Source organism: Thalassospira xiamenensis M-5 = DSM 17429 (assembly GCF_000300235.2).
Lineage (GTDB): Bacteria > Pseudomonadota > Alphaproteobacteria > Rhodospirillales > Thalassospiraceae > Thalassospira > Thalassospira xiamenensis.
In genome coordinates, this window is sequence record NZ_CP004388.1 from 4,266,042 (window position 1) to 4,291,974 (window position 25,933).

Here is a 25,933-nt window from a genome sequence, read left to right on the forward strand (position 1 = left end):
CACGCCAACCCCACAGGAGGCTCCATGCTGAATGGACAGCACTATATTGCAGGCGAATGGCTGAACGGTCCGGATGTGTTTCAGGCCGACAATCCTTCGACGGGTGAAAAACTGCCAACAAAGTTCCAGCACGGCACCGAGGAACTGGTGGATCAGGCGGTTCAGGCGGCAAATGCCTGTGCCGAAGAATTTGCGGCGATGCTGCCGGCCAAACGCGCGGCCTTCCTGCGCGCGATTGCCGATGAAATTGATGCACGCGGCGATGAAATCACCGAAATCGGCAATCTTGAATCAGCCCTGCCCGCGGCACGCCTGACCGGCGAGCGCGGCCGCACCGTGGGCCAGTTGCGCTTCTTTGCCGACTGGATCGAAGAAGGATCATGGTTCGAAGCCCGTATCGAAACCGCCCAGCCGGATCGTCAACCCCTGCCAAAGCCCGACATCCGCGTGATGCACAAGGCACTTGGCCCGGTCGGTGTTTTCGGTGCGTCAAACTTCCCGCTGGCATTTTCGACCGCGGGCGGTGACACCGCATCGGCACTGGCTGCGGGTTGCCCGGTCGTGTTCAAGGGCCACGCCGCCCACCCCGGCACGTCCGAAGTCGTTGCCAAGGCCATCGAAGCCGCGATTAAAAAAACCGGCATGCCAAAGGGCGTGTTCAGCCTGATCCATGGCGGCACCCGCAAGGTCGGTCAGGCGCTGGTCGCCCATCCGCTGATCAAGGCGGTCGGCTTCACCGGCTCGACCGGTGGCGGTCGTGCGCTGTTTGATATTGCTGTTTCCCGCCCGGAACCGATCCCGTTCTATGGCGAACTCGGCAGCAACAACCCGGTCTTCCTGATGCCAAAAGCGATGGGTGCCAAGGCCGTTGAAATCGCCAAGGGCTGGGTCGGGTCGCTGACCATGGGTGTTGGTCAGTTCTGCACCAATCCGGGTCTTCTGATCGCGCTTAAGGGTGCCGATCTTGATGCCTTTGTCGAAACTGCTGCCGCCGAACTCGGTCAGGTTGGCGGTGCCGCCATGCTGACGGATCGTGTATCAAGCGCCTATCATCATGTCACCGATGCCATGGCCGGTCACGCCAAGGTAACCTGCGCGCTTAAACGCCGCGACAGCGACGGCCCGTTCGAAGGCAGCCCGGCGATCTTCCGCACCACCGCTGCCGACTGGCAGGCCAACCCGGAACTGGCCGAAGAAATGTTCGGCCCGGCTGGCATCATTGTCGAATGCGACACGCCCGAAGAAATGGTTGCCCTGTCCGCCACCCTGATCGGGCAGTTGACCGCGACCGTTCATATGGTTGATGCCGATGCCGAACTGGCCGGGAAACTGCGCCCCGCCCTTGAAAAATGTGCGGGCCGCATCCTGATCAATGGCTGGCCAACCGGGGTCGAGGTCTGCCACTCCATGGTCCACGGTGGACCCTATCCGGCAAGCACGGATTCCCGTGCAACATCGGTTGGGTCGCTCGCGATCAAACGTTTCATCCGCCCGGTCTCCTATCAGGCCTTCCCGGATGCATTGCTGCCCGAAGCCCTCAAGGACGCGAACCCGCTTAACATCCCGCGCCTTGTAAACGGCAAATGGCAGATGCCGAAATAATCCCGGCCACATCAAACAATCTGCAAAGGGCGCGTCACAAAGGCGCGCCCTTCTGCCTTATGAGGCGGTCAAGGACACCCGGATCATCCTGACGGCAATGGCAGGATAGAACGCCAGACTCCGAAAGCACGGCAACAGGCCGGTTTTCCCGTAAGCAGGCTCAATGCCCCGCCCGGCCAAAACACGGGCCTCCAACAGCCCCACCAACGAACGATCCACTGACAGCCACAGGCTTACCGCCCGCTCCAGTCCCATCCGCCAATTGCATGACCACCGAGCCCCGACAAACCTCGGGCCTCCACCATCCTCGCCAGCAGACGGTCCACAACCTCGCTGCCCGCTACGGCCCGTTCCGGCAAATCCATGACCACGAAGCCCGGAAAAACCTCGGCTTCCATCAACGTCGCAACAGACGACCATCAGGCTCAAGGCCTGCTCCACGACCACTTCCGGCGATGCAGGACTTTCGGCAACTCTGGACAAATCCCGGACTTTCGCCACCCTCGCCGACAGACGGCCTTCTGACGAATGCCCCACCTGTCAACCGCTGGCGGATCACGACCCAATGCTGCCCTGCTGCCTCTTCCGGCAAATCCTCCACGACGACTGGCGATGCGGAACTTCCAGCACCCCTCGACAAATCTCGGGCCTCCATCGGCCCCACCACCAGACGGTCCACTGACGGCCCACCGACGGCCAACGACCTCACTGCCCGCTCCGGCCCCTTTCGGCAATGCCAGGACCACCAAGCCCGGACAAACCTCGGGCCTCCAGCAACCACGCCAACTGACGACCAACGGACCGCCCATAACCTCGCTGCCCGCTCCGACCCCTTTCGCCAATCCCATGACCACCGACGCCGGACAAACCTCGGACCTCCAGCAACCACGCCAACTGGCGTCCCACGGACCGCCCACCGGCTCTTTGCCGCCTCGATCACCGTCCGGCCAAGGCGGCAACCTGCCACCCCGACATCCAGACACACCTCGGGCGTTCGCCATTTTCACCAGTAGACACTCTTCGGGCGTACTGCCCCCAACCTGCCCACCGCTGACGGGCCACAAATCCCCGCCGCCACTGCTGCCATTGCTGCCGCTTCCGGCAAATTCGGGGTCCGTTCCCCGACAAGACGCACCTCTCCCGTCATGACAAATAAGCGTTTTCGAAACCTGTTAGCACCAACGCGGAATGCCGCCGTAATGGCTTCGCCATCCGCCGATGAGCATCCTGCGGATTGCCCCGCGACCCTGCCTCAATCTTTGTCCCTGCATCCCGATCACCTCTTTGATTCCGCCCCAAACGCAAAAACCCGCGAGGCGCACAAGGCGCTTCGCGAGTTTCGGTCCGGGTGCATTTCTCCCGTTGACTTTGTCCTTATGCCACAATGAAAAGAACAAATCAAGAACTTTTTGAAAAAACTTTATACCCGGTCAGAAAGGCGGAGCATGCAACCATCCGGGGCCGTCCTGTATTTTCATAAACCCTATGCGTCGCGCGGCACCCCGTTCGGGTCCTCGCTGCCGCGATGGTATTTGAAGGTGCCGGTCGCGGTTGCAATCACCTCGCCCGCCGCGTTATAGGCCGTGGCTTCGGTAAAGACGATCTTGCGCCCGCCGCCCTGTTTGCGTCCCTCAACCCGCACCGTGCCGCCGGTTGCCATCCCGATGAAATTGGTCGTCAGTGACAGGGTCAGCGATTTGCGGACATTCCCCGGAACAGCGCAGTAACAGACGGCACAGCCCGACGCCGTGTCCATCAGGGTCGCAATCACGCCACCATGCAGGATGCCCGCCCGATTGCGGTGATGATCCCTGATTTCAAGCTCGACCACGGCACGGTCTTCTTCCCATTCAACAACCTGATAGCCCAGATAAGCCTGAAGCCCGCTACCATGCGCCTGTTCCCAGGCAAGATTGTCATCCACATCACTCATGTCGCCGACCTTTGCGTAAATCCTGTTTGCCAATCTATAGCAGATAAATCCAACATTTTGGACCATGCGAGTTTGGCAATAGATTGTGCATTGCGATATAAGTTAATCAATCAATATCAATTACTTATATCTATCGTTCTCCAAACAAGAAGGGGATAGCGGTGAAACGAGAATAGTGGGTTCAAACGGCTTCTGGTACATTTGAAATCACCCCAGACGCAAAGGAACCTAACCATGGCAACGCTTGCACTTAAAGACACCACCACCATCGAACGCGAAGTTCGCGTCAACTGGTTCACCAACCTTGTTCATGCGCTTCAGGTCGCCGTGATCATGAAATCGTCGAAAGCACGCACCCATGATGAACTGATGACCGAATGGAACAATGCATGGCGTCAGGTCGAGGGCTAATTCGCCCTCTCTGACCCTGCGGGTTTGAGGATTGGCATCCAAAAGATGCTGACAATTCATCGCCCTTGACGGTTTCAACCAAACAACCGAAAACGGTTGAATGCAAAAGTTTGATATCGTCACGATCCGGTTGTTTGTCGCCATTGTGCGCGCCGGAAGCATCAATGAGGCCGCCCGGCGCGAACATATCGCGACATCGGCTGTAAGTCGCCGCATCGGTGAACTTGAAGCCATGCTTGGCGTCAAGCTGCTGCGCCGTCTGCCCCGCGGTGTCGAACCGACGGAAGAAGGTGCGATTTTCGCGCGCTACGGCGAAAAGCTTCTGGGTGATCTTAATCACCTGTCAAACGAGCTGCGCGATTTCAATACCGGCGAAAAAGGCAAGATCTATCTTGCTGCCGTAACCTCGGCAATCCTCACCGGACTGCCTGCTTTTCTGGCCGATTTTCAACGTGATTTCCCCGATGTGACCGTCGATGTCCGTGAACTGACATCTCGCGAGTCATCCGATGCCGTCCGCGAAGGTCGTGCCGATCTGGCGATCATGGCCGATAACGGCCCGTGTCAGGGTTTGTCGAACCACGTCTTTTGCGACGACCCGATCTGGGTTGTGACGCCCAAGGGCCATCCGTTGATCCCCGATCCATCCAATCCGGCCCCGGTTACCTTTGCCGAAGCCGCAAAATACGACATCATTTCCCTGCACGAGGGCGGCGTGATTGATGATCTGATCAGCGAGGCGGCGGGCAAACTGCATCACGACATGCATCCGCATATCAAGGTCATGCGTTTTGGCTCCTTGCGCCAGATGATCGCCGCCGGACTTGGCATCGGCTTCCTGCGGCAAAGCTCGGTTGCCGGTTACATTGACCACATGAATATTTCCGGCGCGCCGATTGCCGATAGCTGGGCCAAACGCCAGTTGCTGATCGTGCATGACGGCGAGGATACCCTGACCAGTTCGGCCAAAATATTCCGGGACTATCTGTTAAAGAAATCGTCCGAAACAACAGTCAAACCGGGTCTTGGCTGATCACGCCATTTTATACAATGGCTGCACTGCTTGCGGCATGGCCGTCTTTGGCATTCACGCTTAACCGCAGATTTGGCCTGCCCATTTCAGTCCGGACGTATTTTGCGGCTTCCTTCAGGATCAAGTCGGGTAATTCGGCCCACTCGCCAATCGGATCAAGTATCTCAATGGCTTCATCGGGTTGCCCGGCAATCATTTCCGGCAGATCGGTGGTGGCGTGCGTGCCGCCGCCAGCCAGCATCGGAACAATCACAGCCCGTTTGCGCGAGCCAATTTTCCGCCAATCGCGAAGGGACGGGTTGCCTTCGATATTTCCAATGCAAATTTCTGCATCGGGGCAGAACTGACCCACTTCATTGGCAAGCCTGACGGTTTCCGGCAATGCTTTGGTCAGGGTTTTCAGGCCATGCGGCACAAGAAATACCGACGTTTCCGAACAATCCCAGCCACGCCGCACCATCGCGGAATTCACATGACGTGAAACCATCTCCGCAAAACCGGGCAAATTGATTGCAGGCGGCAGAATTACCGCACGATCAAGTCCGGCATCACGCAAATTGCGCGGCAATTCCTGAAACACCAGATAACCTTCACTGAAAAACAGCGGAAAGACGATCAGTTCGCTGGCGGCGTGATTGCGTTTCAGCTTTGCCAATTGATCCGCAACCGAAGGCTGGCTGCGCATATAGCCATGATGCACAAAACCAGCCCAATGGTCGCGCACGGCTTCTGCCAGTGTTCCCGCAGGATCACCGCCATTACCACTGTTACCGTGCGACACAATCATCAGGGTCGGCATATCGAATTCCGCCATGTCCTTGAACAGTTCCAAAGCTGGTTCAGATCTAAAGCTTTGTACGGACCTCGCAAGAGATCGGATTTCACCACAGGCAGATTATTGTACCAGATCCCAACGCGGTTGCCCGCCAAACCGGTCATAAAGAAAATCAACCAGAAGCCGGATACGCGCCGATAACTGCCGACTGGGCGGATACAACAGATACAGGAAAAGCTCTGGCGAGGTATAATCACACAAAACACTGACAAGATTGCCGCTTTGCAAATCCGGACCGGCGATAAAGGTCGGCAATAATGCCAATCCGAGATCAGCCAGGGCTGCATCACGCAGAACCTCGGCATTGTTGCAGCAGAACACGCCATTCACCTGCACCGAAACCGGTCCGTCCGGTCCGGTCATCTTCCAGCTCGACCCGGCGGGCAAGCTACCGTAATGCAAACAAGGCAAGGTTGCCAGATCACGGGGCGATACAGGTTCGCCATGCTTTCGGATGAATTCCGGCGATGCACACAGAACCCGGTTCATCGGAATGATTTCGTGATCAATCAGTGCCAATGTCTCGCTTGGCTGACTGATCCGCACCGTCATGTCGTAACCATCAGCAACCGGATCGATGAACCGGTCCGAAAGTGCCAGCTCCACCCGTATTTCAGGGTATTCACGGGCAAAATCGACCAAAGCAGGCCCCAGATGCAGGGTGCCAAAGGACATCGGCGCATTGATGCGAATATCCCCCGACGGGGTTGCGCGGTTTTCACGAATGGCTTCTTCTGCTTCGTGCAAATCGGCCAAAACAGCCTTGGCCCGGTCATAAAAAGCGCGCCCGCTTGGCGTGACAGCAACCTGACGGGTCGTACGGTTCAAAAGCTGCACGCCCAGGTCTTCTTCAAGTGCAATAACAGCGCGGTTAACCTGGGACCGTGATTGCCCGATGGCACGTGCCGCGGCGGCAAAGCTTCCTTCATCAACCACTTTTACAAAGGTTTGCAAGCTTACCAGCTTGTCCATCCGAACGCTCCATCTGGCGAAGGTCACAACAATTGTCGCATAATCTGCGACAGTATGCACATTTTTACGATAATTGTCACTTTCGCCGAAAAGCGTATTCTGGCTCCAACAAACGACAACCCAGCGATGGAGACCAACATGATTACCAAGATCGAATCTGCCGACCGTGGCCGCGCCCAGTTTGGCTGGCTTGACTCCCATCACACTTTTTCCTTCGGTCACTATTACGACCCGAAACGGATGGGCTGGGGCCCGCTGCGCGTGATTAACGAAGACCGGGTTATCCCCGGTGCCGGTTTCGACACGCACGGCCACAAGGATATGGAAATCATTTCCTATGTGCTTGATGGCGCGCTTGAACACAAAGACAGCCTTGGCACCGGTTCCGTTATCCGTCCGGGCCGCCTGCAACGCATGACTGCCGGTACCGGCATCCGTCATTCGGAATACAACCATTCCAAGGAGAAGCCGGTTCATTTCCTGCAAATCTGGGTCATACCCGAAGCCGCGAACCTCGAACCGGGTTACGAGGAAAAGGAAATCGCACGTTCCGATACGGGTTCGGGCCTGTCACTGATCGGCAGCCGCACCGGCCGGGATGGATCGATCACCATTCATCAGGATGTTGACCTTTACGTTGCCCATCTGGGTGAAGGTGAAACGGCATCCCACAAAATCGAAACGGGCCGGATTGCCTGGGTTCAGGTGGCACGCGGCATGCTGAGCGTTAATGGCGAAACCCTGAAGGCCGGCGATGGTGCCGCCATCCGGGACGAAGACGAACTTGTCTTCACCGACGCAACCGAAGCCGAAGCTCTTGTTTTTGACATGGTCGCCTGAGCCGGTCTTCCGGTCCGACCCTTCAAAGGAAAACGAATATGTCGTCCCTTGAATGCTCCAAACCACGTCCAATTATCCCGGCCCTTGGCAATCTGTGGGCTGCCCTTGAACCTCTTTCACCCGTGATCGTCCGCGTCACCACGGGTCTTCTTCTGGTCCCGCACGGTGCCCAGAAACTGTTTGGTGCCTTTGGTGGCTATGGCCTTGAAGGTACGGCTGGCTGGCTTGAAAGCATCGGCTTTGCCCCGGGCTTCCTGTTTGCCCTTCTGATCGGGCTTCTGGAATTCGTGGGCGGCCTGATGCTGACTGTGGGCCTTCTGACCCGTCCGGTTGCCGCCGCTGTGATTGCCTTTATGGCTGTTGCGGTCACCATTCATCTGCCCAACGGGTATGCATGGAACAATGCCGGGTTTGAAATGCCGGTCTTCTGGGGCCTGATGGCACTTTCGGTTCTGATCCGTGGCGGCGGAAAATATTCGATCGATCGCAAGATTGGTATCGAATTCTGATCCTGCTCACTCCAACGCAACGACCTTCCCTCTTCCCTGAACAACGACTTCGGGCTGCCTTTACCGGCAGCCCTTTTTTGTTTCCCTCCCTATATAGGGATATGTGGCTCTTCTCAATCGACGTAACATCCACACATAAAAGACTGCCAACTGAACCAGTATTTTGATCAACCGGTCTTCAGGAAACCATTACGGTCAGAGTTTGAGAAATGAACGCGATAAAATCCAATAGCCATAATGATATTGCCATTGCCGATGGCTTGCGTCGCTGTAAGGGTGACAATGCTTTTGGCAAACCGAACGCGCAGAAAAAGTTCCTGATCGTGGACGACAGTATCGAAGTCCGCTTCTCTATACGTCGGATTTTGCGCAGCGGCGGAGCACAATCCGTCGATGTTGCAGAAAACGGTGAAACCGCACTTCAGATGATGGCGCAACTGTCGCGAAAACAGCAAAGCTATGACGTCATACTGATTGATTACATGATGCCCGGCATGTCGGGGATCGAAACGCTCTATGAAATCAAACGCCGACAAATCAAACATGCAGAAGGCACCCGCATGATCATGCTGACCGGCTTTTTTGATCCGGATATGGGCAAAGAAGCCGTATCGGTAGGAGCCGCATTTGTATTGTCAAAACCCTGCGATGCTGCCAGCCTGATGGCAGCAATTGCCTGAACCCTTCCGCGAAGGAGCCGGGATGCCAGAAAGCGCTTCAATCATTTTCGTCGATGATGATCCCCATGTCCTCAGCGGATTACGCCGCCGTATTGTATCCAAACGCCCGAATTGGAAACTGCGGTTTTGCACCAGCGGCGCAGAAGCACTCGTAAATCTGGATCAGCATAGTGCAGATGTCATTGTTTCGGACATGCGCATGCCCGAGATGGACGGGGCAGAATTGCTTCGGTCTGTTGCCCGGAAATATCCGGATACCGCACGCATCCTTCTTTCCGGCTACGCCGATGAACAGGCTATCCAGACCGGTCTTGCGGCAACCCATCATTTCCTGATGAAACCCTGCAGCGATCAGGAAGTTATTCATGCCATCGAACGTGGCCTGATACTGCGCAACTATCTGCGAGACCCCCAGCTGATCAATATTCTGTACCGCATGCCTGCTGAACTTGTCTGGCCCCCGGTGTTTTACCGGCTTCATGCAATTCTGCAATATAAGGGACCACACAGTCAGAACGAACTACAGGAATTCTCCTTTGAAAATCCTGGTTTTATTATGCTGGTATGCGAAATGGCGCGGCGCGAAAAGCTGATCCTGCCAACAGAGGGTCCGGATCTCGTTACCCTGATTGACCTGTTCGGTCTTGAAACCATCAAGGCACTATGTGTCATTTGGACCTTGCATGGACAGCAAACCAGATTTGATCCTGACAATATCGACCAGCCAATAGATCGCTGCCTCATTCTGGGCAATATGGCGGCCGGGATCGCAAAACTTGAAGGCATGCCCTCAGAAACAATTGATCTGATTCGGGCAGCAGCATTGCTGTGTCATATCGGCCTGAATGTGATGGAGCATGTAATACCTGATCAGGTTGCTTTAAGCCGCAAGCAGGCCGACGACGATCAATGCGATATCATTTCCACTGAGATCGGCGAGATTGGAGTGTCTCATCCTGCCGTATCGGCATGCTTGGCCGCTCTCTGGGGTTTTAAACACGAAATTGTCGAAAACATTGCTTTTCATCATCGCCCCGAAGCTGCGCCAACCCGTGACTCGCTGTCTCTTTTGATCGTTTATGCAGCCCAGCATTTTGCCCGCAAGTTTGGCAATGACCGTCATACCCGGGCGGCAAAATATGATCGCGCTTCGGGTTTCATCGCCCATTGTGATGCCCAGCAAAAATGGGCGAATTGGGAACGTCATTGTGCCCCACTTGGCGATAACCAAGCCTGACCAATCACCTTCCATCTCAGTCAAACGATGCCAACGGCCATGAACATCACGACCGGATGTCGTAGAATTCATCGGTCGCGGTGTAATTCAATGCACTATCATCATCAGTTGATCGAACACCAGGTTTCGGAATTCGAATAACGAATTCCGCCCCTTCGCCGTCCGGAGCGGAAAGGGTCAAGTCACCGTTAAAATCGTCCTGAATCAATTTCCGACATATCGGCAAACCCTGCCCCGTCCCAACGCCCCGTTCCTTCGTCGTGAAGAAATAATCGAAAATTCGATCTCGTAAATCCTCGGGGACACCACCGCCATTATCGCGTAATCGGATAAAAACATTCTCAGCGTCCGACGTGACATTCAGTTTGATTTTGCCGGAACGTTGGCCCGACTCGCGGATCGCCTGCGAAGCATTGACGATCAGGTTGATCAGGGCCTGTGACAAATGGTTCCGCCGCCCTTCAACTTCGGTGACGTCCGTATCATAGCTTTGTTCGAGTTCGGCGACATGTTTGACCTGGTTGCGCGTCAACGTTATCGCCGTTTCAATTTCCTCGGCGATGGAAATCCGTTCCACAGAGTCCGTTGTAGGATGGGCAAATTTCCGGATACCACGAACAATTTCCGCTATGCGATCAAGCCCCTGAATGCTCTCGCGGATCGCAAGCGGTATTTCTTCGGTCATAAAATCGATCCGTTCCGGCGCCAGTTCAAGACGAACAGACCCGTCACCTTCGTCTTTGCGGAGTGCATGAACGAAATCGTCAAAGCTGTCAGAGAGAAATTCAAGATTGTTCTGTATGTATTGGGCTGGGGTATTGATTTCATGTGCAACCCCACCAGCCAGCGTCCCCAAAGCATGCATTTTCGCGTAATCTGCAGCTTCTTCAATCACTTCCTGTTCCTGACGTGCGCGTCTTGCATCGATATCAGCGGCAAATGCACGTTGACGGTGACGAATTACAAAGATCGCCAGGCCAATCATCACGATCATCCCGGAAAAGAATAGATATGACAGAATCTCTATGTCGGACTTTACGCTCGCGATGTTACTTGCATTGTAGACTGACACAAAATTTGTTGTCCGCACCACCGCTTGCTGCAAGGGATCATCGATCGACACAAGTTCTTCGCGGATAAATTCCACCAATGCAGTCGCGTTCGATACGCTTTTGATCCGCTCATCAATCCGTGCGATCTTTTTATCAAGCATCCCAAGCAAATCGCCAACTTCCGGGATTTGGGCTAAAACCTGAAACCCTTCGCCCTGCTTGACCAATAGGGTTCTGCTAACAAAGATTTCATATTCCAGTAAAACCTTTTCAAGCTCCTCCCTCTCAACAACGCCATCGGAACGGGCATACTCGATATACCGTTCGATTTCGAGGAACTGCCGCTGAATCTGGAAAACTGCCCATGCAAAATTTTCGCGATAGGCAAATTTCTCATCTTCGAGCTTTCTTACGATTGCGATCGAGAAAACCCCATAAAGAACAACGAACAGAGCCAAAATTGAAAAAATGGCCCTGTTCGATATTTTTGACAGAAAATTTCTAGTTTTGCCCATCAATCGACTTCACCTGCCAGACGGAATAAGACCAATAGGTATCAGTCTGGAAACGGGTATCGCTGTCATAGGGGAACACAACCCAAAACGGCCCTTTGTCTCGTACCGACATTTCCGCATCATTAAGTCGATAAACCAGGATGGCATTGTCACGACGCAGGACACCAGCCGGAACCATCACGCTATAATCATTTAGCGCAGAAACGCGGACTGTATCGGCGGTGATGCCATAGGTATCGAACAGAACGTCGAAATCGACACCCTGAAATTTCTGAACACCATCCGTCCATGGGGTCGAGGTGTAAAACTCGGTGCTTGGCAGTTTGGTCAATTCATCAAACGAGACAGTCACCGTTTCACCGCCCGTGTTTGAGAGCATGAGCTTTCCGGCTGCTCGGGCGTTTTCCGTTGAGAGAAAACCGATGACACACAAAGCCATCGTAAATTTAATGATCGTTTTCATCATCATAGTTGTACTCCGAAACTGATTTACACATTGGTCACGCCAAAGGGTTACAACAATAGCTGGACCGGAAAAAATGGCTGTATGGCCGGTTCATTGCGTAAAGATACTTGGAATATGTTCTTCAATCGGTTGTGGCATACCAAACAGATATCCCTGCAATTCATCAACGCCATAACTTCTGAGACGAAGGGCTGTTGCCTCATTTTCAACGCCGGTGGCGACGACCGAATAATCAATCTGTCGGCATATCTGGACAATCCAAGAAATAAACCTGCCCGTATCGTCATTTTCCATCACCTGGCGGATCAATCGACGATCAAGTTTAACGCCAACAAAAAATTCGTGGCGCAGCAACTCCAACGCCCCTTTATCAGCCCCAAACCCATCGATAAAAATTCGTATTCCGCGATCTGAGAGAAACCTCGCGTTTTTTATAAAATTTTCGTCAATCTTGCCGAGCTGCATTTCATGAATTTCAAACGCGACTTCCAAACCACATTTCTGCATTTCAGCAACAAAGCCAGACAAAGCCTGAACGAACTGGCTGTTGCAAACCGAGACGTAATCAAGATTAAGTGACAACAGGGCACCTGAACCCAGAATTTTGCGATAAACAGGCGCTGAATTAATCGTGATATCCATCAAACACATCGTCAGACGATCCATGACAGGCTGATTTTGGCACTGCCTGATGATTGTCCCGATATCATAACCTTTATGCACATCGGACATTCGGCAAAGAACCTCGCCCCCCGTTCGCGAAAAGTCTTCGGCACTGACACGGGGCTGGAACGCGGTTATGACTGCGGATCGATCAAGAAGCTCATTCAACGTATCGGCAATGAGTTGATCAGCATGATTTTCTTTGCGTTTGTCCTCAATCGTCTTGAAAAGCACTTCCTTGAAGGTCGAAATCGAAATCGGCTTTGTCAGAATTTTACTGACTTTTGCCAGACCGTTTGCTTCACGCATGGGAACTGCCGAAATATTTCCGGTTAGCAGAATCCTCGGAATATCGGGGGCGCACCGAAATGCACGTTTCAGAAAGCTGATTCCATCAATCGTCGGCATCACCAGATCAGCTACAATGATATTCACACCCGAACGATTTTTGGATAACCATTCAAGAGCTGCTTCACCATTGATATATTTGACTAAATTAAAGCTTCCGGACAAAGAACGGGATACCGAAGCCAGAAGATTCTCATCATCATCTACTATCAGAACCGTCGGAAGACCGGCTGCAGCAACGCTCATCTGAAACAACTCCGGTTAGTACGAAACCTTAAAGATTCTGGGCACAAACGATCTTCACCAGTTCATACAGGTCTTGATATACTGAAGAATAATGTCAGGATGGACGCACCAATATCCCCATATGTGGAGTGTGCATGACAATGGTGTCGGATCAGCCTGTCCGCATTGCTTTTGTCGATGATGATGAAAACCTTCTGTCATCGCACCGGCGGAATTTCGCGCGTCTCGCCCCGCATTGGCAGGGATTGTATTTCAACAATCCGCAAACCGCGCTGGCAGAAATTTCTGGTGATCCCGATGTTACGGCGGCGATCCTTGACATTCATATGCCGATCATGACCGGGCTTGAGCTGGCGGCCAAGCTTCGAAATCTTCGAAGCGATCTGATCATCGTCATGTTGACCGGCTATGCCGATCTGCAATCAGCATTAACCGCGGTCAATGAATTCGGTGTATTTCGGTTCTACCCCAAACCTACCGCCCTGAAGACGGTTCTTGAGGGCATCGAAACCGAAATCGCCCGCAAACGCGGAGAAAGCCGCGATACCATCCCCGCGGCATTCCTGGATCTCTTTCATCTGGGGCTGATTGCAACCGATGACCGGCTTGCGATTTCACATATGAATGCACAGGCTGCGGAAATGCTACGCCGATCACCCGCCATGCAGGTTAATCCTGAAAACCGGCTTCTGATCGACAATGCCCCGGATGATCTGGATCGGTTTCTGCACCCCCCCGCCGGTCGTGTCCCAGCGATGCAACGCGGTTTTTCGCTTGATCATGAACAAGGTGCCCTTTCGGTTTTCCTGCGCCGTGTGCGAAATGGTGCTGACAAGAAAGACAGTTTTGTGTTCATTCTGGTTGAACCGGAACGAATGGGGCCGCCAACAATTGATGATCTGATTGATGTGTTTGGTCTGACCCGGTCCGAGGCCAAACTGACACAAAAACTGGCAGAAGGAATGTCCCTTGATCAGGCCGCAGATCTGGTCGGTATTTCGCTAAGCTCGGCGCGCACCTATCTTAAAACGGTGTTTTCCAAAATCGGAGTTAACAGGCAGCCGCAATTAATGAAAACCGTGCTGTCGACCATCCCAGCCCTTCGCCGTTAAAGTGCATTTTATTGGCCTGATGCCAATCGGAAACGCACCGAGAAGATCGCGCCGCTGTGATTTTCGGGTTCATCCAGCCCGATACGGGTATCGTGGCGCAAGGCGATTTCGCGCACAATAGACAGGCCAAGACCACATCCGTCTTCCCCGCCATCCGACACGCGATAGAACCGCTCGAACACATGCTTGCGATGTTCAAGCGCAATGCCCGGCCCGTCATCCTCAACCACCAGCTTGATGAATGCATTGTTACCTGCCTCGGGTATTAACCGAACCGTGACCGAACTGCCTTCTGGGCAATAGGTCAACGCATTGTGGATCAGGTTCTTCAGCAATTCCTCGATCAGCGTCGCATCGCCCATGATCGGGGCCGCCCCGTCAATCCCTTCGTATCCGAGATCAATACCGCGTTCCAGTGCCTCGGGCACCTTGCTGCCCGTGACCGCACGGGTGATCTCGCCCAGATCAATACGGACAAAGGGTCGTCCGGCCAGACCTTCGGGCGCGGACCGTGCAGATGCCAGCAACTGATTGGCAAGATGGGATGTCTGACGCGTTGATGCCGCCAGCTTTTCCATGACATCATGCAGCTTTTCCGGGTCCTTTTCACGCAGTCCCAGCTCGGCCTGGGTACGTAACGCCGCCAATGGTGTCCGCAACTGATGCGCGGCATCTGCGGTAAAGCGCTGCATGGTCGAAAGCGTATTTTCCAAACGTTTCAGCAAATGGTTGATCGCCCCGACAAGGTGGCGCACTTCGGTTGGGACATCATGCAAAATCGGCCTCAGGTCCGAAGGCGATCTGCGGTTAAGTGCTTCTTCCAATCGCGCCAGCGGTTTAAGCCCCTGCCCGATCCCAAACCAGACAATAAGAGCCGCAATCAGGATCAGTCCGAATTGCCGGACAGCGGCACGTGCCAGAATATCCTCGCTCAGGCTTTCGCGTGTTCCGGTAGTTTCCGCGACCAGTACGTGAAAACGGGTCGCCATCCTTGCACTGGCAACATACCGCGATAACGCCCCGATCCGCACACGTTCACCGTTATATTCCGCATCATAAAATACCGGCTCTTCAAGTAGTGGCATCAGTTTTTCGGGAACCGGCGGTAATTCCTCATAACCAGTGATGAATTCACCTTGTGCAGTACTGACCTGATAAAAAACCCGATCCTGTGCGGAGCTTGTCAGCATCTCAAGCGCGACATAAGGCACGTCAACCTCAATCTGGCCGCCAATCAGAACCACACGATCAGCAATTGCCAGTGCAGAACTCAGAAGCGCACGATCAAACGCCTGATTGGCGGAATGCACGGCATTGCTGCGCACCTCGAACAGCATCAGCGAACTGATCAGAAGCAACGGGATCAGAAGCCAGATCAGCAATCGCCGGCGAAGGGATGCGTTACGCCACTTCATGTTTTTTTCAGCAGATAGCCAAGGCCGCGGATGGTCTGGATTTTGACATCAGCCGTTTCGACGCGTTTGCGTAATCGACTAATATAAAGTTCGACCGCGTTCGCACTGATATCATCCTCAAATCCGGCAAGCTGGTCTGTAATCTGTTCCTTGGATAAGACATGCCCAAGCCGCAGCAACAGAATCTCAAGGATATTCAGTTCTCGCCTTGGAATTTCGATATCCTCGCCATCAATCATCGCACGGCGGGCTACGGTATCATATGTCAGGCGGCCACAGGTGATCCGGGTATTATGCGTACCGGAATGGCGACGCATAAGGGCGCGCACACGCGCTTCAAGCTCGATCAGTTCAAACGGTTTTGCCAGATAATCATCCGCACCAAGATCAAGGCCGCGCACACGATCATCGATATCATTGCGGGCCGTAAGGATCAACACCGCACTTTCTGACCCGCGATGACGCAACCGGCGTAGTATTTCAAGTCCGTCCATCCTGGGAAGGTTGAGATCAAGCACCACAAGACCGTATTCCTGTGTACGCAGAATTTCATCCGCTTCCTCGCCATCGGAAATCACATCAACCGCATAGCCGGCCAACTGCAAGGAGCGGGCGATGCCATCGGCAAGTGCTGCGTGATCTTCTACGACAAGGACTCTCATTGTATCGGGTCCGGTCCCCTGTTAAACCAGAAAGGTCTGGTACATATTGCCCGAACCACATGAATTTTCCAGATTTTGCCGGATCGGGAAAGCCTTGATATAATCATCTGGCATCACGCCTGCGCGTAAACGGTTAATGAGGGCCTGTAAGCAATGAACCTGCGCAGTACTATCATTATTGCAGTTTTCTGCGCAGCAATTTTCCGCGTTTTTCCAGCGTCTGCCGAGTTGTTTGTTTTTCCTGCACAGCAAAATACAGGTCCCGGCGACCCGGAACAGAACCTGTTATCGGAAAGTCGAACTGTCGTCATTTATGGATCGGCCGACATTGAGGCCTTTCGCCCTGTGATTGATGGCTTCCAGCAAAGTAACCCTGAAATTCGCGTCGAATATCATCAGCTACAAACGCTGGAAATGTATCACCAGACCCTGGCGGAGCATGAAGCCGGAGAACCAAACGCCGATCTGGTGATCAGTTCTTCGATGGACTTGCAGATGAAACTGGCGAATGACGGTTATGCCATTTCCCATCAAAGCGATCAGACCCGCGCTTTGCCAAACTGGGCGCGCTGGCGCAACGAAGCATTTGCCGTCACGCAAGAACCCGCCGTAATGGCGTATAATCGGCAGTTCTTTCGCGAAAACAATCTCGAACCTCCAAGAACACGTAACGACCTCATCCGGCTTCTGAACGATCATGATGATCTGCTCAGCGAAAAAGTCACGACCTATGATATCGAGCGCAGCGGGGTTGGCTTCCTGTTTCTGGCACGCGATGAACGCTTTTTTTCGGGGATATGGGATTTTGTCCGCACACTGGGGCAGGCAAGGGTAAAACTGTATTCCAACACATCCCCGATGCTTGAAAAAATCGCCGACGGCCAGTTGGTCCTGGGATACAATTTGCTGGGATCATATGCAGAAACATTCAGTCGCCGAAACCCCAATCTTGGGGTGATCCTGCCTGATGATTTCATCGTTGTTTATTCCCGTATCGCCATCATTCCGCGCGGCGCGCGCAACCCGGAAACTGGCGGCAGATTCCTTGACTATATCCTTTCTATCGAAGGCCAGAGCATCCTGCAGGATGAAGGGAATTTTAACCCGGTCCGCCCCGATGTCCCACCCAGCCCGTTTTCGTCGCTGATTTTCGACCGCTACGGCGAACGGGTCCGATCATTCCCCGTAGGGCCCGGGCTTCTGGTTTATCTCGATCAGGCAAAACGCCAGCGGTTTTTAAGCCGCTGGCAGGATGCATTGCTTAATCGCCGGTAAAAATTTTGTATCGGCCGGAATAAAATACCATGCGGCGGTGTCTTGCTTGATGAAGGCGGATTTTCGATCCGTCCCTGTTCCAAGGAGGAATTCATGAAGAAGCTTATGATCGCTGCCGGCCTGTTCACTGTGATGTCCCTACCGCTTTCGACCGCCGCCCTTGCTGCCCCCGATACCATGACCGTTGAAACCGGCATTGGCCCGGTACTTGCCGGTGGAAATGGCATGACCCTTTACACTTTTCGCAAGGACACGGACGGACAATCGAATTGCTATGATGCCTGCGCAAGTGCTTGGCCGCCATTTATTGCCAAAGCCGGTGCAACTGCGGATGGCAACTTCGGCCTGATCCAGCGTAAAACCGGTGAAATGCAATGGGCCAAAGACGGAAAACCGCTCTATTTCTGGGTCAAAGACACTAAAAAAGGCGACACAACGGGTCATGGCTTCAAGGATATCTGGGATGCTGCCCGTCCTTAAGCGACCAATCCGTAACAGGTCTGACTGCAATTTGTTTTGCAAGTCTTCCGGGGCAGTACGAAATTCGTTTCGTGCTGCCCGGAGGATAATGTGATGTCGCGACAGAGTCAGGCGATGCTTGATCTGATCCCGCAATTGCGCCGCTATGCGCGCAGCCTGACCCGATCATCGCACGATGCCGAAGACCTGTTGCAGGACTGCCTGACAAATGCTGTGGAAAACGAGGCATCCTGGCGCGGCACCAATCTGCGCGCATGGATGACACGAATCATGACCAATCTGAATTACAATAACCTGCGCAAAAACCGCCGCACCCCGCCACATATCCCAATCAATACCACCGACAGCGATCCGGGTCTGCAAAGTCCCAATCTGACTGTCGAACATTATGCCTTTCGCGAGGCAGCGGAAAAATTGCCGGTCGATCAGCGATCTGTATTGATGTTGGTGGCGATTGAAGGATACAGCTATGGCGAAACCGCAGAGATTCTTGACATACCGGTAGGCACGGTAATGTCACGCCTGTCACGTGCCCGTCACTTCCTTGCCAAACAGCTTTCCGGCAACAATATTGTTGAATTACGGAGTTCCAGATGAACGATAGGAACAACACATCCGTAACCGAAAATGATCTTCATGCGTGGGTCGACAACCAATTATCTGATGAACGTCGACAGACTGTCGACGACTGGCTTGAAACCCACCCTGAAGACCGGCAAAAGGTTGAAACCTGGCGCAGACAAAATGTAATTCTTAGGGATCTGTTCCCCGAACCTGATGCAGATCTGGGACTTCCCCTATCACGACGTCGCGCATCAACAACAGAACATCATCGCACAATCTGGCGTAACCTTGCTGCGGCTTTGATCCTGTTTATCGCCGGAGGGGCCAGCGCGCTTTTGGGACAAAAAATCATTGGCCCAACCAGCCGTGAAGCCTCCTATATCGACATCCTTCAAAAGGCATCACGTGACGGATATGGAATTTATGCCAGCGAAGTTCGCCATCCGGTAGAAGTCTACGCCAATGAAAAGGATCATCTGGTCACGTGGCTAGGCAAACGTCTTGGCATGTCGATGACGGCGCCTGATCTGGAAACACAAGGTTTCGAACTCGTTGGCGGGCGATTGGTGCCCTTTGATGGCAAACCCGGTGCGCTTTTGATGTATCAGGATGGCAGTGGCGCAAGACTGACCGTAATGATCGCACGTGATCCTGATAATGGATCAACGGCATTTCGCTATGATCAGAAAGGGTCTATCGGCACCTTTTACTGGGTCGATCAGGGGATCGGTTATGCCTTAAGTGGCGAATTTGATCGGGATCTTCTGGAAAGTGCTGCGCGCAGCATCTACGCGCAGCTGCCGACCTGAAACCTTACTGATCGCCGACATCTTTCGGGAACGGGCGGCGTTCCGGACCGTCATAATTCCAGATCAGGCGACGCGGAATTGGCCCCTTGTTGCGCCCCCCCTGATTGGTTTGCTCCCACGCGTGGGCCAGTATCCCAACCGAACGGGACAAACAGAACAAGCCCCGTGCAAGAGGTGCTGCAAATCCAAGCTCGGCATATATCACCGCCGTCGCACCGTCGATATTCATCGGGATGCGTTTGCCTTTGCGTTGCAGAAGGGTTTCCTCGATCTGACTGGCGATCTGTCCAAAGCGCCCGGAAACGATGCCCTCCGCAGCCGCCTTTTCAACAAGCGACAATAAACGCGGGGCACGCGGATCAAGCGGATGGAAACGATGCCCAAATCCCGGAATATGTTTGCCATGTTCGGCAATCTGATGATCCAGACCAGCAGCTGTCGCATCGGCCAGGCTTGCGCCGCTATCCATGCGCGCGGCAATATCGTGGTAAAGTCCGACAGCCTGTTCGCCCGCCCCACCATGAACATCACCCAGAACATTTACAGCACTGGCCATCGCGTTATTCAACCCGACCCCGCAGGTCGCAGCCATTCGCGCGATTGCGATACTCGGTGCCTGCGGGCCGTGATCGACTGCCGCGACAAGCGCGGCCTCAAGCAAGGCTGCCTGTCCCTTTGATGGTAACTCACCGCGCGTCATCAACCAAATCATACCGGGGAAACTGATATTGCCGATCAGGTCCTCAATGGGGTAACCGCTGAAATGGATTTTCCCCGGTTCCATATCGATGATGGATGTTTTCCACCAGTCGCTGACTTCGTTTTCAATGTCTTCTGCAGTTTTATCGCTCATAGCACGCCCTCGGCTTTCAAGGTGGCGACCTCCTCGGCGGAAAGACCAAGAGTGGCCAGAATGGTTTCGTTGTCCTGTCCCAGAACCGGTGGCGGCGCATTAACCGAAGGCGCGTCGCCATTCATCTTGATACCGGTACGCAGAATGCGGATGTCACGTTCGGCACCCGGTACATCGGTAAAATCGGCAAGCATCCCGCGATCAGCAATTTGCGGCAGCGAAAGGGCATGCGGCACGGTCAAAACCGCGCCTGCCGGTACGCCAGCGGCGTTGAATTTTGAAACCCAGTGATCTGTTGGACGGGTTACGAGTATTCCTTCAAGCAGATCGCTTAGTTCCCTGCGATGCGACAGGCGTTCCGTTCGGGTAATGAAACGCGGATCGATTTTCAGGTCTGGCAATTCCAGAACATCACAAACGGCTTCAAACTGTTCCTGTTTGTTTGCTGCAATGTTGATCTTGCCATCCTGTGTGCGGAAAGTACCCGACGGCGAGGATGTGAAATTATCGTTTCCGTTGGCTGTTGGCTGTTTCCCGGCGATCAGGAAATTCGACACCACCCACCCCATGGTGGCAATTACGGATTCCAGCATCGAAATATCGATAAAACTGCCCTTGCCTTCATTGCTTCCCATGGCACGCCCGGCAAGTGCCGCTGTGATTGCGTATGCGGCGGTAAGGCCCCCTATCGTGTCAGCCATCGGATATCCGACACGATAGGTTTCCTTATCTTCTTCGCCGGTGATTGTCATAATGCCCGAAAGCCCCTGCACGATCTGGTCATAGGCAGGCAGCTTTTTCATCGGTCCGGTTTGCCCGAAACCCGAAATCGCACAGTAAACCAGCGCCGGATTTACCCTCGACAGCACATCATAGCCAAGGTCAAGCCGATCCATCACGCCGGGTCGGAAATTTTCGACAACGACATCCGCCTTCGCGACCAGCTTTTTGAGTATTTCCTTACCGCGCGGATCCTTGAGGTTCAGCGTGACGGATCGTTTCCCGGCATTCTGCGCCATGAACGAAACCCCCATCAGCTTTTCATTCAATCCCTGATCCGCGCCCAATTGACGTGCAAGGTCCCCCCGACCGGGTGCTTCGACTTTGATGACATCAGCCCCCAGATGGGCAAGCTGATGGCAGCAAAACGGGCCCGCCAGAACGTTGGTCAGGTCCAGAACGGTAATACCGGCAAGTGGTTTGGTCGTATCCATGAGATTTCCTTAAATTCTGTCTGGTAGAATTTTGTTCTATTATATAGAATTTTGACCAATCACAAAACGCCCAATAACATTGCATCGGGTCCAACCGTCACGCGGAAATCGGATTAATCATGTCAGAACAGAATGTTAGCGCGGTTGAACGTGCCCTGGTCATTCTTGATGCCTTTACAGATCGCGACGCCGATCTTTCGCTCAAGGACCTTGCTGAACGCACAGGGATGTATAAAAGCACGATCACCCGATTGGCTGGAACGCTGGAGTCGCGGGGGTTTCTGGCAATATCGGGGCGTGGACGTTACCGGCTGGGACCAGCATTGTGGCGTCTGGGGTCAATATATCGTCGTTCATTTCGTATGGATGACGTGGTTCGACCACATCTGTCGGCGCTTGTTTTGGCCAGCGGCGAAACAGCCTCTTTTTATGTGCCCGAAGGAGAAAACCGCCTGTGCCTGTTTCGCGAAAATTCCCCCAGCAGCCTGCGCCACCATCTGGAAGAAGGTGCGATACTCCCCTGTGATCGTGGCGCGGCCGGGCACGTGATACGCGCATGGGGTAATGGCGTCGATGATCATGCAATTGACGTTCTTGAAGCCGGTTTTTCCCAAAGCGAAGGCGAACGTGATCCGGATATATCAGCAATCGCAGTACCCGTTCTGGACCGGCAGAACAGGCTGCTTGGTGTTTTGACTCTTTCGGGACCGGTCAGCCGGTTCAATCAATCGAAACGCAAGGAAGCACTTCTTTTCCTGAAGAAACATGCCCTTGAGTGTGGACGAGCATTGTCGGCATAAACCGTTTTCCGCAGCGGCTTTTGCCGCATGATCATAAATGCTGTGAACTTTTTTCACTCTGTTTGGTGCGATGACAGGTTGGTGACAGGTTTGCCTGTTACCGTCTTCGCGCTGCCGATCCGTCAGGTCGAATGATCTGATATAAGGACAATCAAAAAGGATCATCGGCAAGGGAGGCCTTCAGCTGTTTGTTGTCATGGGGTACCGGCATGTCGCCGGAATGCAAGCGCAGCCAGACCTTCATTGCAGATGCCTTGTCCTGAACTGATCGGCCTGCCGCCAATCGGCGGCCAGGGAAGGTTTTTGTGTCTGGAGGAGACGACAACATGACGAAGCTGACGATGTTCTCACGTCGCGGATTCTTGGCTGCAGCAACTGCTGTTGCCGTTTCAACTGCTGCATTTGGCGCCTTTGATGCCAAAGCGCAGGAAGTTAATGATATCCACTTCATCGTTCCGGGTGGTGCCGGCGGTGGCTGGGACAGCACTGCACGTGGTACCGGTGAAGCCCTGACCAAATCTGGTCTGGTCGGTACGGCGTCATATGAAAACATGTCTGGCGGCGGTGGTGGTAAAGCCATTGCCTACATGATCGAAGCTGCAGATCGCCTCGACAACACCCTGATGGTCAACTCCACCCCGATCATCATCCGTTCTTTGACCGGCGTATTCCCGCAGTCGTTCCGTGACCTGACCCCGATTGCCGGTGTTGTTGCTGAATATGCCGCGTTTGGCGTTCCGGCTGACAGCCCTTACAAATCCTTTACTGATGTTGTCGAAGCGATCAAAGCTGATCCGAGCTCGGTCAAGTTTGGTGGCGGTTCGGTCCGCGGCGGTATGGATCACATTGTTGCGGCCTATGCTGTTCAGCAGGGCGGCGGTGATGCCAAACAGGTGAAATACATTCCTTACGACGCCGGTGGCAAAGCAATTGCCGGTCTCCTGTCGGGTGAAACCGAGGTCATTTCGACCGGTCTTGGCGAACTTCTTGAACTGCACAAAGCAGGTCAGATTCGTATTCTGGCTGTGACCTCGACCGATCGGATCGAAGTTGCTCCGGACGTTCCTTCGCTGGGTGAGCTTGGCATTAATGCTGAATTCATCAACTGGCGTGGTTATTTCGGTTCCCCGGCTCTTTCGGCTGAAAAGGCGGACGAATACGCCAAGATTCTGAAAGACGTTCAGGCAACCGAAGAATGGGAAGTCGTTCGCAAGCGTAACGGCTGGGAAAAGTTCTACAAGCCGCGTGCCGAGTTTTCCGCGTTCATGGAAAATCAGGAAAAAACGGTTGGCGATCTGATGCGTGAACTTGGCTTCCTGAAATAAGCCATCTCGACCTGCAATAAAAAAGACCTCTGAAGGAAACCACGCCATGTCCATCAATCGTGACAAGTTCGGCGCACTGCTCTTTTTGTGCCTTGCGCTGATCTATGGCTATTATGTTCGCGATATCCCGCTTCTGTTCGGTGACGAAGATGCCCCGTTCAATGCCCGGACCCTCCCTAATGCCGTGGCGTGGGTACTGGGTGTGGTTTCCTTCGTCCAACTGGTACTGCCGGCCAATCGAGAGGCCGGCAGCCTCCTTGCCGCATTCCGCGGCATGAAATGGAAACCGGTCATCATGCTTGCCGCATTGATGATCTTCTATGGCCTGACCATTCGCTATCTCGGCTTCCTGATCTCGACCACCATCTTCCTGATGGGCGGTTTTGCCGTTCTTGGCGAACGCCGCATCAAGGTCCTGCTGGGTGCAGCCGTACCTGTCGTTTTCGTGTTCTGGTTCCTGCTGTCCCAGTTGATGGGGATTTATCTGGCACCGGGCGACATCTTCGAAATGCTGGGCTAAGGCGAAAGAAATGCTTGAAGGAATTTTCTCCGGTCTTTCGACCGCAGTCATGCCGATCAACCTTCTGATGGTTGTTGTCGGTTGTTTTGCCGGTACCTTTATCGGCATGTTGCCTGGTCTTGGTCCGATCACGGCCATTGCGCTGATGATCCCGATCACCTATGGCTTTGATCCCTCTACCGGCCTGATCCTTATGGCTGGTGTGTATTATGGCGCGATTTTTGGCGGGTCGACATCATCGATCCTGATCAATGCACCCGGCGTTGCCGGAACCGTTGCCACGGCGTTTGACGGTTACCCGATGGCTCAGCAGGGCCATGCCGGCAAGGCACTTGCCATTGCGGCCTATTCTTCCTTCTCTGGGGGCACGATCGCTGCCATCTTCCTTCTGGTTGCAGCACCGGCACTGGCTTCGGTTTCGCTGTCCTTCCAGTCGGCTGATTATTTTGCATTGATGGTTCTGGGCCTGACTGCCGTTTCCGCGTTCGCCGGAAAGGGACAGGTTCTGAAGGCAATCACGATGACCCTGTTTGGCATCATGCTATCAACCATCGGCACCGATCCGGCGGCTGGCGTTGCGCGCTTCACCTTTGGCAGCATGGACCTTGTCGACGGCATCAGCTTCCTGTTGCTGGCGATGTCGACATTTGCCCTGTCCGAAGCCCTTCTGCAGATTCTGCGTCCGACCAAGGATACCCGTACTGACGAACAAAAAGCACTTAGAAACCTCGGCTCCATGAAGCTGACGAAGGAAGAGGTCAAAATCATGACCCCGGTCATCGCCCGCTCCTCGGTGCTTGGTTTCTTCACCGGCGTTCTTCCGGGTGCCGGTGCAACGATCGCGTCCTTCCTTGCCTATGGCCTTGAACGCAACCTGGCTAGTGCCAAGGAAAAGCTCAAGTTTGGCAAGGGATCAATCCGGGGTCTCACAGCACCGGAAACGGCAAACAACGCGGCATGTTCCGGTTCGTTCGTCCCGCTTCTAACGCTTGGTATCCCGGGTTCGGGAACCACTGCTGTGATGATGGGTGCGCTGATTTCTTATGGTGTTCAGCCAGGTCCGCGTCTGTTCGTCGAACAGCCTGACGTGTTCTGGTCGGTCATCATTTCGATGTATATCGGCAATATCGTTCTGCTGGTTCTGAACCTGCCGCTGATCCCGTACATCTCGCGTTTGCTGGCACTGCCGCAACAGTTGCTGGTTCCGTTCGTCCTGTTCTTCTCGCTGATCGGTGTTTATCTGGTGACGTTTAACACCATGGATATTCACATGATGGTCTTGGCCGCGGCAATTGCCATTGGCCTGCGCCTGTTGAATTATCCGATGGCACCCATGCTGCTGGGCTTCATCCTGGGCGAAATGATGGAAGAAAACCTGCGTCGCGCATTGATGATCAGTGATGGTTCGATTTCCTTCCTTTGGGAACGCCCGATTACGCTTGTAATCCTGTTGATCAGCATTGCCTTCCTGTTGGCACCGCTTGTCGGGAACACCCGTCAGTGGTTGCGCAACCGCAAGGCCGTTCCGAACGACGGCGAAATGTAAGACCAAATATCTTCGA

Annotated in this window: 26 protein-coding genes; 16 read left to right on the top strand and 10 right to left on the bottom strand. The window is 53.8% G+C overall.

The window, feature by feature from the left end; genetic code table 11:
- Positions 1-24 precede the first annotated feature (24 nt).
- Complete coding sequence (locus tag TH3_RS19690) at positions 25-1,602, top strand: aldehyde dehydrogenase (NADP(+)) (protein WP_007088632.1); 1,578 nt, start codon at positions 25-27, stop codon at positions 1,600-1,602.
- Positions 1,603-3,085: 1,483 nt separating this feature from the next.
- Here the strand turns inward: TH3_RS19690 and TH3_RS19700 are convergent.
- Positions 3,086-3,535, bottom strand: a complete 450-nt coding sequence (locus tag TH3_RS19700) for a PaaI family thioesterase (RefSeq protein ID WP_007088630.1) — start codon at positions 3,533-3,535, stop codon at positions 3,086-3,088.
- Between the two features lie 234 nt (positions 3,536-3,769).
- Between TH3_RS19700 and TH3_RS23125 the strand changes: the two genes are divergently transcribed.
- Together TH3_RS23125 and TH3_RS19705 are read left to right on the top strand one after the other, a co-directional pair.
- A complete protein-coding gene (locus tag TH3_RS23125; RefSeq protein WP_156486474.1) occupies positions 3,770-3,946 on the top strand; it encodes a hypothetical protein in 177 nt (58 codons plus the stop codon).
- Positions 3,947-4,046: 100 nt separating this feature from the next.
- Complete coding sequence (locus TH3_RS19705) at positions 4,047-4,979, top strand: LysR family transcriptional regulator (protein ID WP_007088629.1); 933 nt, start codon at positions 4,047-4,049, stop codon at positions 4,977-4,979.
- Between the two features lie 10 nt (positions 4,980-4,989).
- Here TH3_RS19705 and TH3_RS19710 read toward each other — a convergent pair whose 3' ends face one another.
- Positions 4,990-5,793 (bottom strand): sirohydrochlorin chelatase, encoded by an 804-nt coding sequence (locus tag TH3_RS19710; protein ID WP_007088628.1) that lies wholly within the window; start codon positions 5,791-5,793, stop codon positions 4,990-4,992.
- Positions 5,794-5,874: 81 nt separating this feature from the next.
- Positions 5,875-6,786, bottom strand: coding sequence for a LysR family transcriptional regulator (locus tag TH3_RS19715; RefSeq protein ID WP_040060234.1), 912 nt, complete (start codon positions 6,784-6,786; stop codon positions 5,875-5,877).
- A gap of 138 nt (positions 6,787-6,924) precedes the next feature.
- On the opposite strand from TH3_RS19715, the gene TH3_RS19720 reads away from it, so the two are divergent.
- The 4 genes from TH3_RS19720 to TH3_RS19735 all read left to right on the top strand — a co-directional run bounded on the left by TH3_RS19720 (position 6,925) and on the right by TH3_RS19735 (position 10,052).
- Complete coding sequence (locus TH3_RS19720) at positions 6,925-7,626, top strand: pirin family protein (RefSeq protein WP_040061315.1); 702 nt, start codon at positions 6,925-6,927, stop codon at positions 7,624-7,626.
- A 38-nt stretch (positions 7,627-7,664) separates the two neighbouring features.
- Positions 7,665-8,135 (top strand): DoxX family protein, encoded by a 471-nt coding sequence (locus tag TH3_RS19725; protein ID WP_007088625.1) that lies wholly within the window; start codon positions 7,665-7,667, stop codon positions 8,133-8,135.
- A 209-nt stretch (positions 8,136-8,344) separates the two neighbouring features.
- Positions 8,345-8,815: a response regulator gene (locus TH3_RS19730; RefSeq protein ID WP_007088624.1), complete on the top strand. Its 471-nt coding sequence runs from the start codon at positions 8,345-8,347 to the stop codon at positions 8,813-8,815.
- Positions 8,816-8,837: 22 nt separating this feature from the next.
- Positions 8,838-10,052: a response regulator gene (locus TH3_RS19735; RefSeq protein ID WP_007088623.1), complete on the top strand. Its 1,215-nt coding sequence runs from the start codon at positions 8,838-8,840 to the stop codon at positions 10,050-10,052.
- A gap of 46 nt (positions 10,053-10,098) precedes the next feature.
- Here TH3_RS19735 and TH3_RS19740 read toward each other — a convergent pair whose 3' ends face one another.
- The 3 genes from TH3_RS19740 to TH3_RS19750 all read right to left on the bottom strand — a co-directional run bounded on the left by TH3_RS19740 (position 10,099) and on the right by TH3_RS19750 (position 13,342).
- A complete protein-coding gene (locus TH3_RS19740) occupies positions 10,099-11,562 on the bottom strand; it encodes a sensor histidine kinase (protein ID WP_233421807.1) in 1,464 nt (487 codons plus the stop codon).
- 43 nt (positions 11,563-11,605) lie between these two features.
- Positions 11,606-11,998, bottom strand: coding sequence for a putative pterin-binding protein (locus TH3_RS19745; RefSeq protein ID WP_233421808.1), 393 nt, complete (start codon positions 11,996-11,998; stop codon positions 11,606-11,608).
- A 177-nt stretch (positions 11,999-12,175) separates the two neighbouring features.
- Positions 12,176-13,342: an EAL domain-containing response regulator gene (locus TH3_RS19750; protein ID WP_007088620.1), complete on the bottom strand. Its 1,167-nt coding sequence runs from the start codon at positions 13,340-13,342 to the stop codon at positions 12,176-12,178.
- Between the two features lie 134 nt (positions 13,343-13,476).
- Here TH3_RS19750 and TH3_RS19755 point away from each other — a divergent pair, with 134 nt between their 5' ends.
- Positions 13,477-14,454 (top strand): DNA-binding response regulator, encoded by a 978-nt coding sequence (locus TH3_RS19755; protein ID WP_223304911.1) that lies wholly within the window; start codon positions 13,477-13,479, stop codon positions 14,452-14,454.
- Between the two features lie 8 nt (positions 14,455-14,462).
- Here the strand turns inward: TH3_RS19755 and TH3_RS19760 are convergent, their stop codons facing one another.
- Positions 14,463-15,869 carry a sensor histidine kinase gene (locus TH3_RS19760; RefSeq protein ID WP_007088618.1) on the bottom strand — a complete coding sequence of 469 codons (1,407 nt, stop codon included), beginning with the start codon at positions 15,867-15,869 and terminating at the stop codon, positions 14,463-14,465.
- The gene (locus TH3_RS19765) at positions 15,866-16,531 is read right to left on the bottom strand and encodes a response regulator transcription factor (protein WP_007088617.1); all 666 of its coding nucleotides are present in this window, start codon (positions 16,529-16,531) and stop codon (positions 15,866-15,868) included. Before TH3_RS19765 ends, TH3_RS19760 begins: the two co-directional genes overlap by 4 nt.
- A 228-nt stretch (positions 16,532-16,759) precedes the next feature.
- Here TH3_RS19765 and TH3_RS19770 point away from each other — a divergent pair, with 228 nt between their 5' ends.
- The 4 genes from TH3_RS19770 to TH3_RS19785 all read left to right on the top strand — a co-directional run bounded on the left by TH3_RS19770 (position 16,760) and on the right by TH3_RS19785 (position 19,659).
- Positions 16,760-17,806, top strand: coding sequence for an ABC transporter substrate-binding protein (locus TH3_RS19770; RefSeq protein WP_233421809.1), 1,047 nt, complete (start codon positions 16,760-16,762; stop codon positions 17,804-17,806).
- Positions 17,807-17,899: 93 nt separating this feature from the next.
- Positions 17,900-18,286 (top strand): COG4315 family predicted lipoprotein, encoded by a 387-nt coding sequence (locus TH3_RS19775; protein WP_007088615.1) that lies wholly within the window; start codon positions 17,900-17,902, stop codon positions 18,284-18,286.
- A 93-nt stretch (positions 18,287-18,379) separates the two neighbouring features.
- Positions 18,380-18,883, top strand: a complete 504-nt coding sequence (locus TH3_RS19780; protein ID WP_007088614.1) for an RNA polymerase sigma factor — start codon at positions 18,380-18,382, stop codon at positions 18,881-18,883.
- Entirely contained in the window at positions 18,880-19,659 is a 780-nt protein-coding gene (locus TH3_RS19785) for an anti-sigma factor family protein (RefSeq protein WP_007088613.1), read from the top strand. The genes TH3_RS19780 and TH3_RS19785 overlap by 4 nt, the downstream gene beginning before the upstream one ends.
- Before the next feature lie 4 nt (positions 19,660-19,663).
- Here TH3_RS19785 and TH3_RS19790 read toward each other — a convergent pair whose 3' ends face one another.
- Both TH3_RS19790 and TH3_RS19795 read right to left on the bottom strand, forming a co-directional pair.
- Positions 19,664-20,512: a citryl-CoA lyase gene (locus tag TH3_RS19790; RefSeq protein WP_007088612.1), complete on the bottom strand. Its 849-nt coding sequence runs from the start codon at positions 20,510-20,512 to the stop codon at positions 19,664-19,666.
- Positions 20,509-21,726, bottom strand: coding sequence for a CaiB/BaiF CoA transferase family protein (locus TH3_RS19795; RefSeq protein ID WP_007088611.1), 1,218 nt, complete (start codon positions 21,724-21,726; stop codon positions 20,509-20,511). The genes TH3_RS19790 and TH3_RS19795 overlap by 4 nt, the downstream gene beginning before the upstream one ends.
- Positions 21,727-21,845: 119 nt before the next feature.
- Between TH3_RS19795 and TH3_RS19800 the strand changes: the two genes are divergently transcribed.
- The 4 genes from TH3_RS19800 to TH3_RS19815 all read left to right on the top strand — a co-directional run bounded on the left by TH3_RS19800 (position 21,846) and on the right by TH3_RS19815 (position 25,917).
- Positions 21,846-22,526, top strand: coding sequence for an IclR family transcriptional regulator (locus TH3_RS19800; protein WP_007088610.1), 681 nt, complete (start codon positions 21,846-21,848; stop codon positions 22,524-22,526).
- 326 nt (positions 22,527-22,852) lie between these two features.
- Positions 22,853-23,851, top strand: coding sequence for a tripartite tricarboxylate transporter substrate binding protein (locus TH3_RS19805; RefSeq protein ID WP_007088609.1), 999 nt, complete (start codon positions 22,853-22,855; stop codon positions 23,849-23,851).
- Positions 23,852-23,897: 46 nt separating this feature from the next.
- Positions 23,898-24,371 (top strand): tripartite tricarboxylate transporter TctB family protein, encoded by a 474-nt coding sequence (locus tag TH3_RS19810; RefSeq protein WP_007088608.1) that lies wholly within the window; start codon positions 23,898-23,900, stop codon positions 24,369-24,371.
- A gap of 10 nt (positions 24,372-24,381) precedes the next feature.
- Complete coding sequence (locus tag TH3_RS19815; protein ID WP_007088607.1) at positions 24,382-25,917, top strand: tripartite tricarboxylate transporter permease; 1,536 nt, start codon at positions 24,382-24,384, stop codon at positions 25,915-25,917.
- Positions 25,918-25,933 lie beyond the last annotated feature (16 nt).

Bases quoted from the DNA above. Each gene is read 5' to 3' on its own strand.
- TH3_RS19690 (WP_007088632.1), top strand. From the start codon at position 25: ATGCTGAATGGACAGCACTATATTGCAGGCGAATGGCTGAACGGTCCG.
- TH3_RS19700 (WP_007088630.1), bottom strand. From the start codon at position 3,535: ATGAGTGATGTGGATGACAATCTTGCCTGGGAACAGGCGCATGGTAGC.
- TH3_RS23125 (WP_156486474.1), top strand. From the start codon at position 3,770: ATGGCAACGCTTGCACTTAAAGACACCACCACCATCGAACGCGAAGTT.
- TH3_RS19705 (WP_007088629.1), top strand. From the start codon at position 4,047: ATGCAAAAGTTTGATATCGTCACGATCCGGTTGTTTGTCGCCATTGTG.
- TH3_RS19710 (WP_007088628.1), bottom strand. From the start codon at position 5,793: ATGGCGGAATTCGATATGCCGACCCTGATGATTGTGTCGCACGGTAAC.
- TH3_RS19715 (WP_040060234.1), bottom strand. From the start codon at position 6,786: ATGGACAAGCTGGTAAGCTTGCAAACCTTTGTAAAAGTGGTTGATGAA.
- TH3_RS19720 (WP_040061315.1), top strand. From the start codon at position 6,925: ATGATTACCAAGATCGAATCTGCCGACCGTGGCCGCGCCCAGTTTGGC.
- TH3_RS19725 (WP_007088625.1), top strand. From the start codon at position 7,665: ATGTCGTCCCTTGAATGCTCCAAACCACGTCCAATTATCCCGGCCCTT.
- TH3_RS19730 (WP_007088624.1), top strand. From the start codon at position 8,345: ATGAACGCGATAAAATCCAATAGCCATAATGATATTGCCATTGCCGAT.
- TH3_RS19735 (WP_007088623.1), top strand. From the start codon at position 8,838: ATGCCAGAAAGCGCTTCAATCATTTTCGTCGATGATGATCCCCATGTC.
- TH3_RS19745 (WP_233421808.1), bottom strand. From the start codon at position 11,998: ATGCTCTCAAACACGGGCGGTGAAACGGTGACTGTCTCGTTTGATGAA.
- TH3_RS19750 (WP_007088620.1), bottom strand. From the start codon at position 13,342: ATGAGCGTTGCTGCAGCCGGTCTTCCGACGGTTCTGATAGTAGATGAT.
- TH3_RS19755 (WP_223304911.1), top strand. From the start codon at position 13,477: ATGACAATGGTGTCGGATCAGCCTGTCCGCATTGCTTTTGTCGATGAT.
- TH3_RS19760 (WP_007088618.1), bottom strand. From the start codon at position 15,869: ATGAAGTGGCGTAACGCATCCCTTCGCCGGCGATTGCTGATCTGGCTT.
- TH3_RS19765 (WP_007088617.1), bottom strand. From the start codon at position 16,531: ATGAGAGTCCTTGTCGTAGAAGATCACGCAGCACTTGCCGATGGCATC.
- TH3_RS19775 (WP_007088615.1), top strand. From the start codon at position 17,900: ATGAAGAAGCTTATGATCGCTGCCGGCCTGTTCACTGTGATGTCCCTA.
- TH3_RS19780 (WP_007088614.1), top strand. From the start codon at position 18,380: ATGTCGCGACAGAGTCAGGCGATGCTTGATCTGATCCCGCAATTGCGC.
- TH3_RS19785 (WP_007088613.1), top strand. From the start codon at position 18,880: ATGAACGATAGGAACAACACATCCGTAACCGAAAATGATCTTCATGCG.
- TH3_RS19790 (WP_007088612.1), bottom strand. From the start codon at position 20,512: ATGAGCGATAAAACTGCAGAAGACATTGAAAACGAAGTCAGCGACTGG.
- TH3_RS19795 (WP_007088611.1), bottom strand. From the start codon at position 21,726: ATGGATACGACCAAACCACTTGCCGGTATTACCGTTCTGGACCTGACC.
- TH3_RS19800 (WP_007088610.1), top strand. From the start codon at position 21,846: ATGTCAGAACAGAATGTTAGCGCGGTTGAACGTGCCCTGGTCATTCTT.
- TH3_RS19805 (WP_007088609.1), top strand. From the start codon at position 22,853: ATGACGAAGCTGACGATGTTCTCACGTCGCGGATTCTTGGCTGCAGCA.
- TH3_RS19810 (WP_007088608.1), top strand. From the start codon at position 23,898: ATGTCCATCAATCGTGACAAGTTCGGCGCACTGCTCTTTTTGTGCCTT.
- TH3_RS19815 (WP_007088607.1), top strand. From the start codon at position 24,382: ATGCTTGAAGGAATTTTCTCCGGTCTTTCGACCGCAGTCATGCCGATC.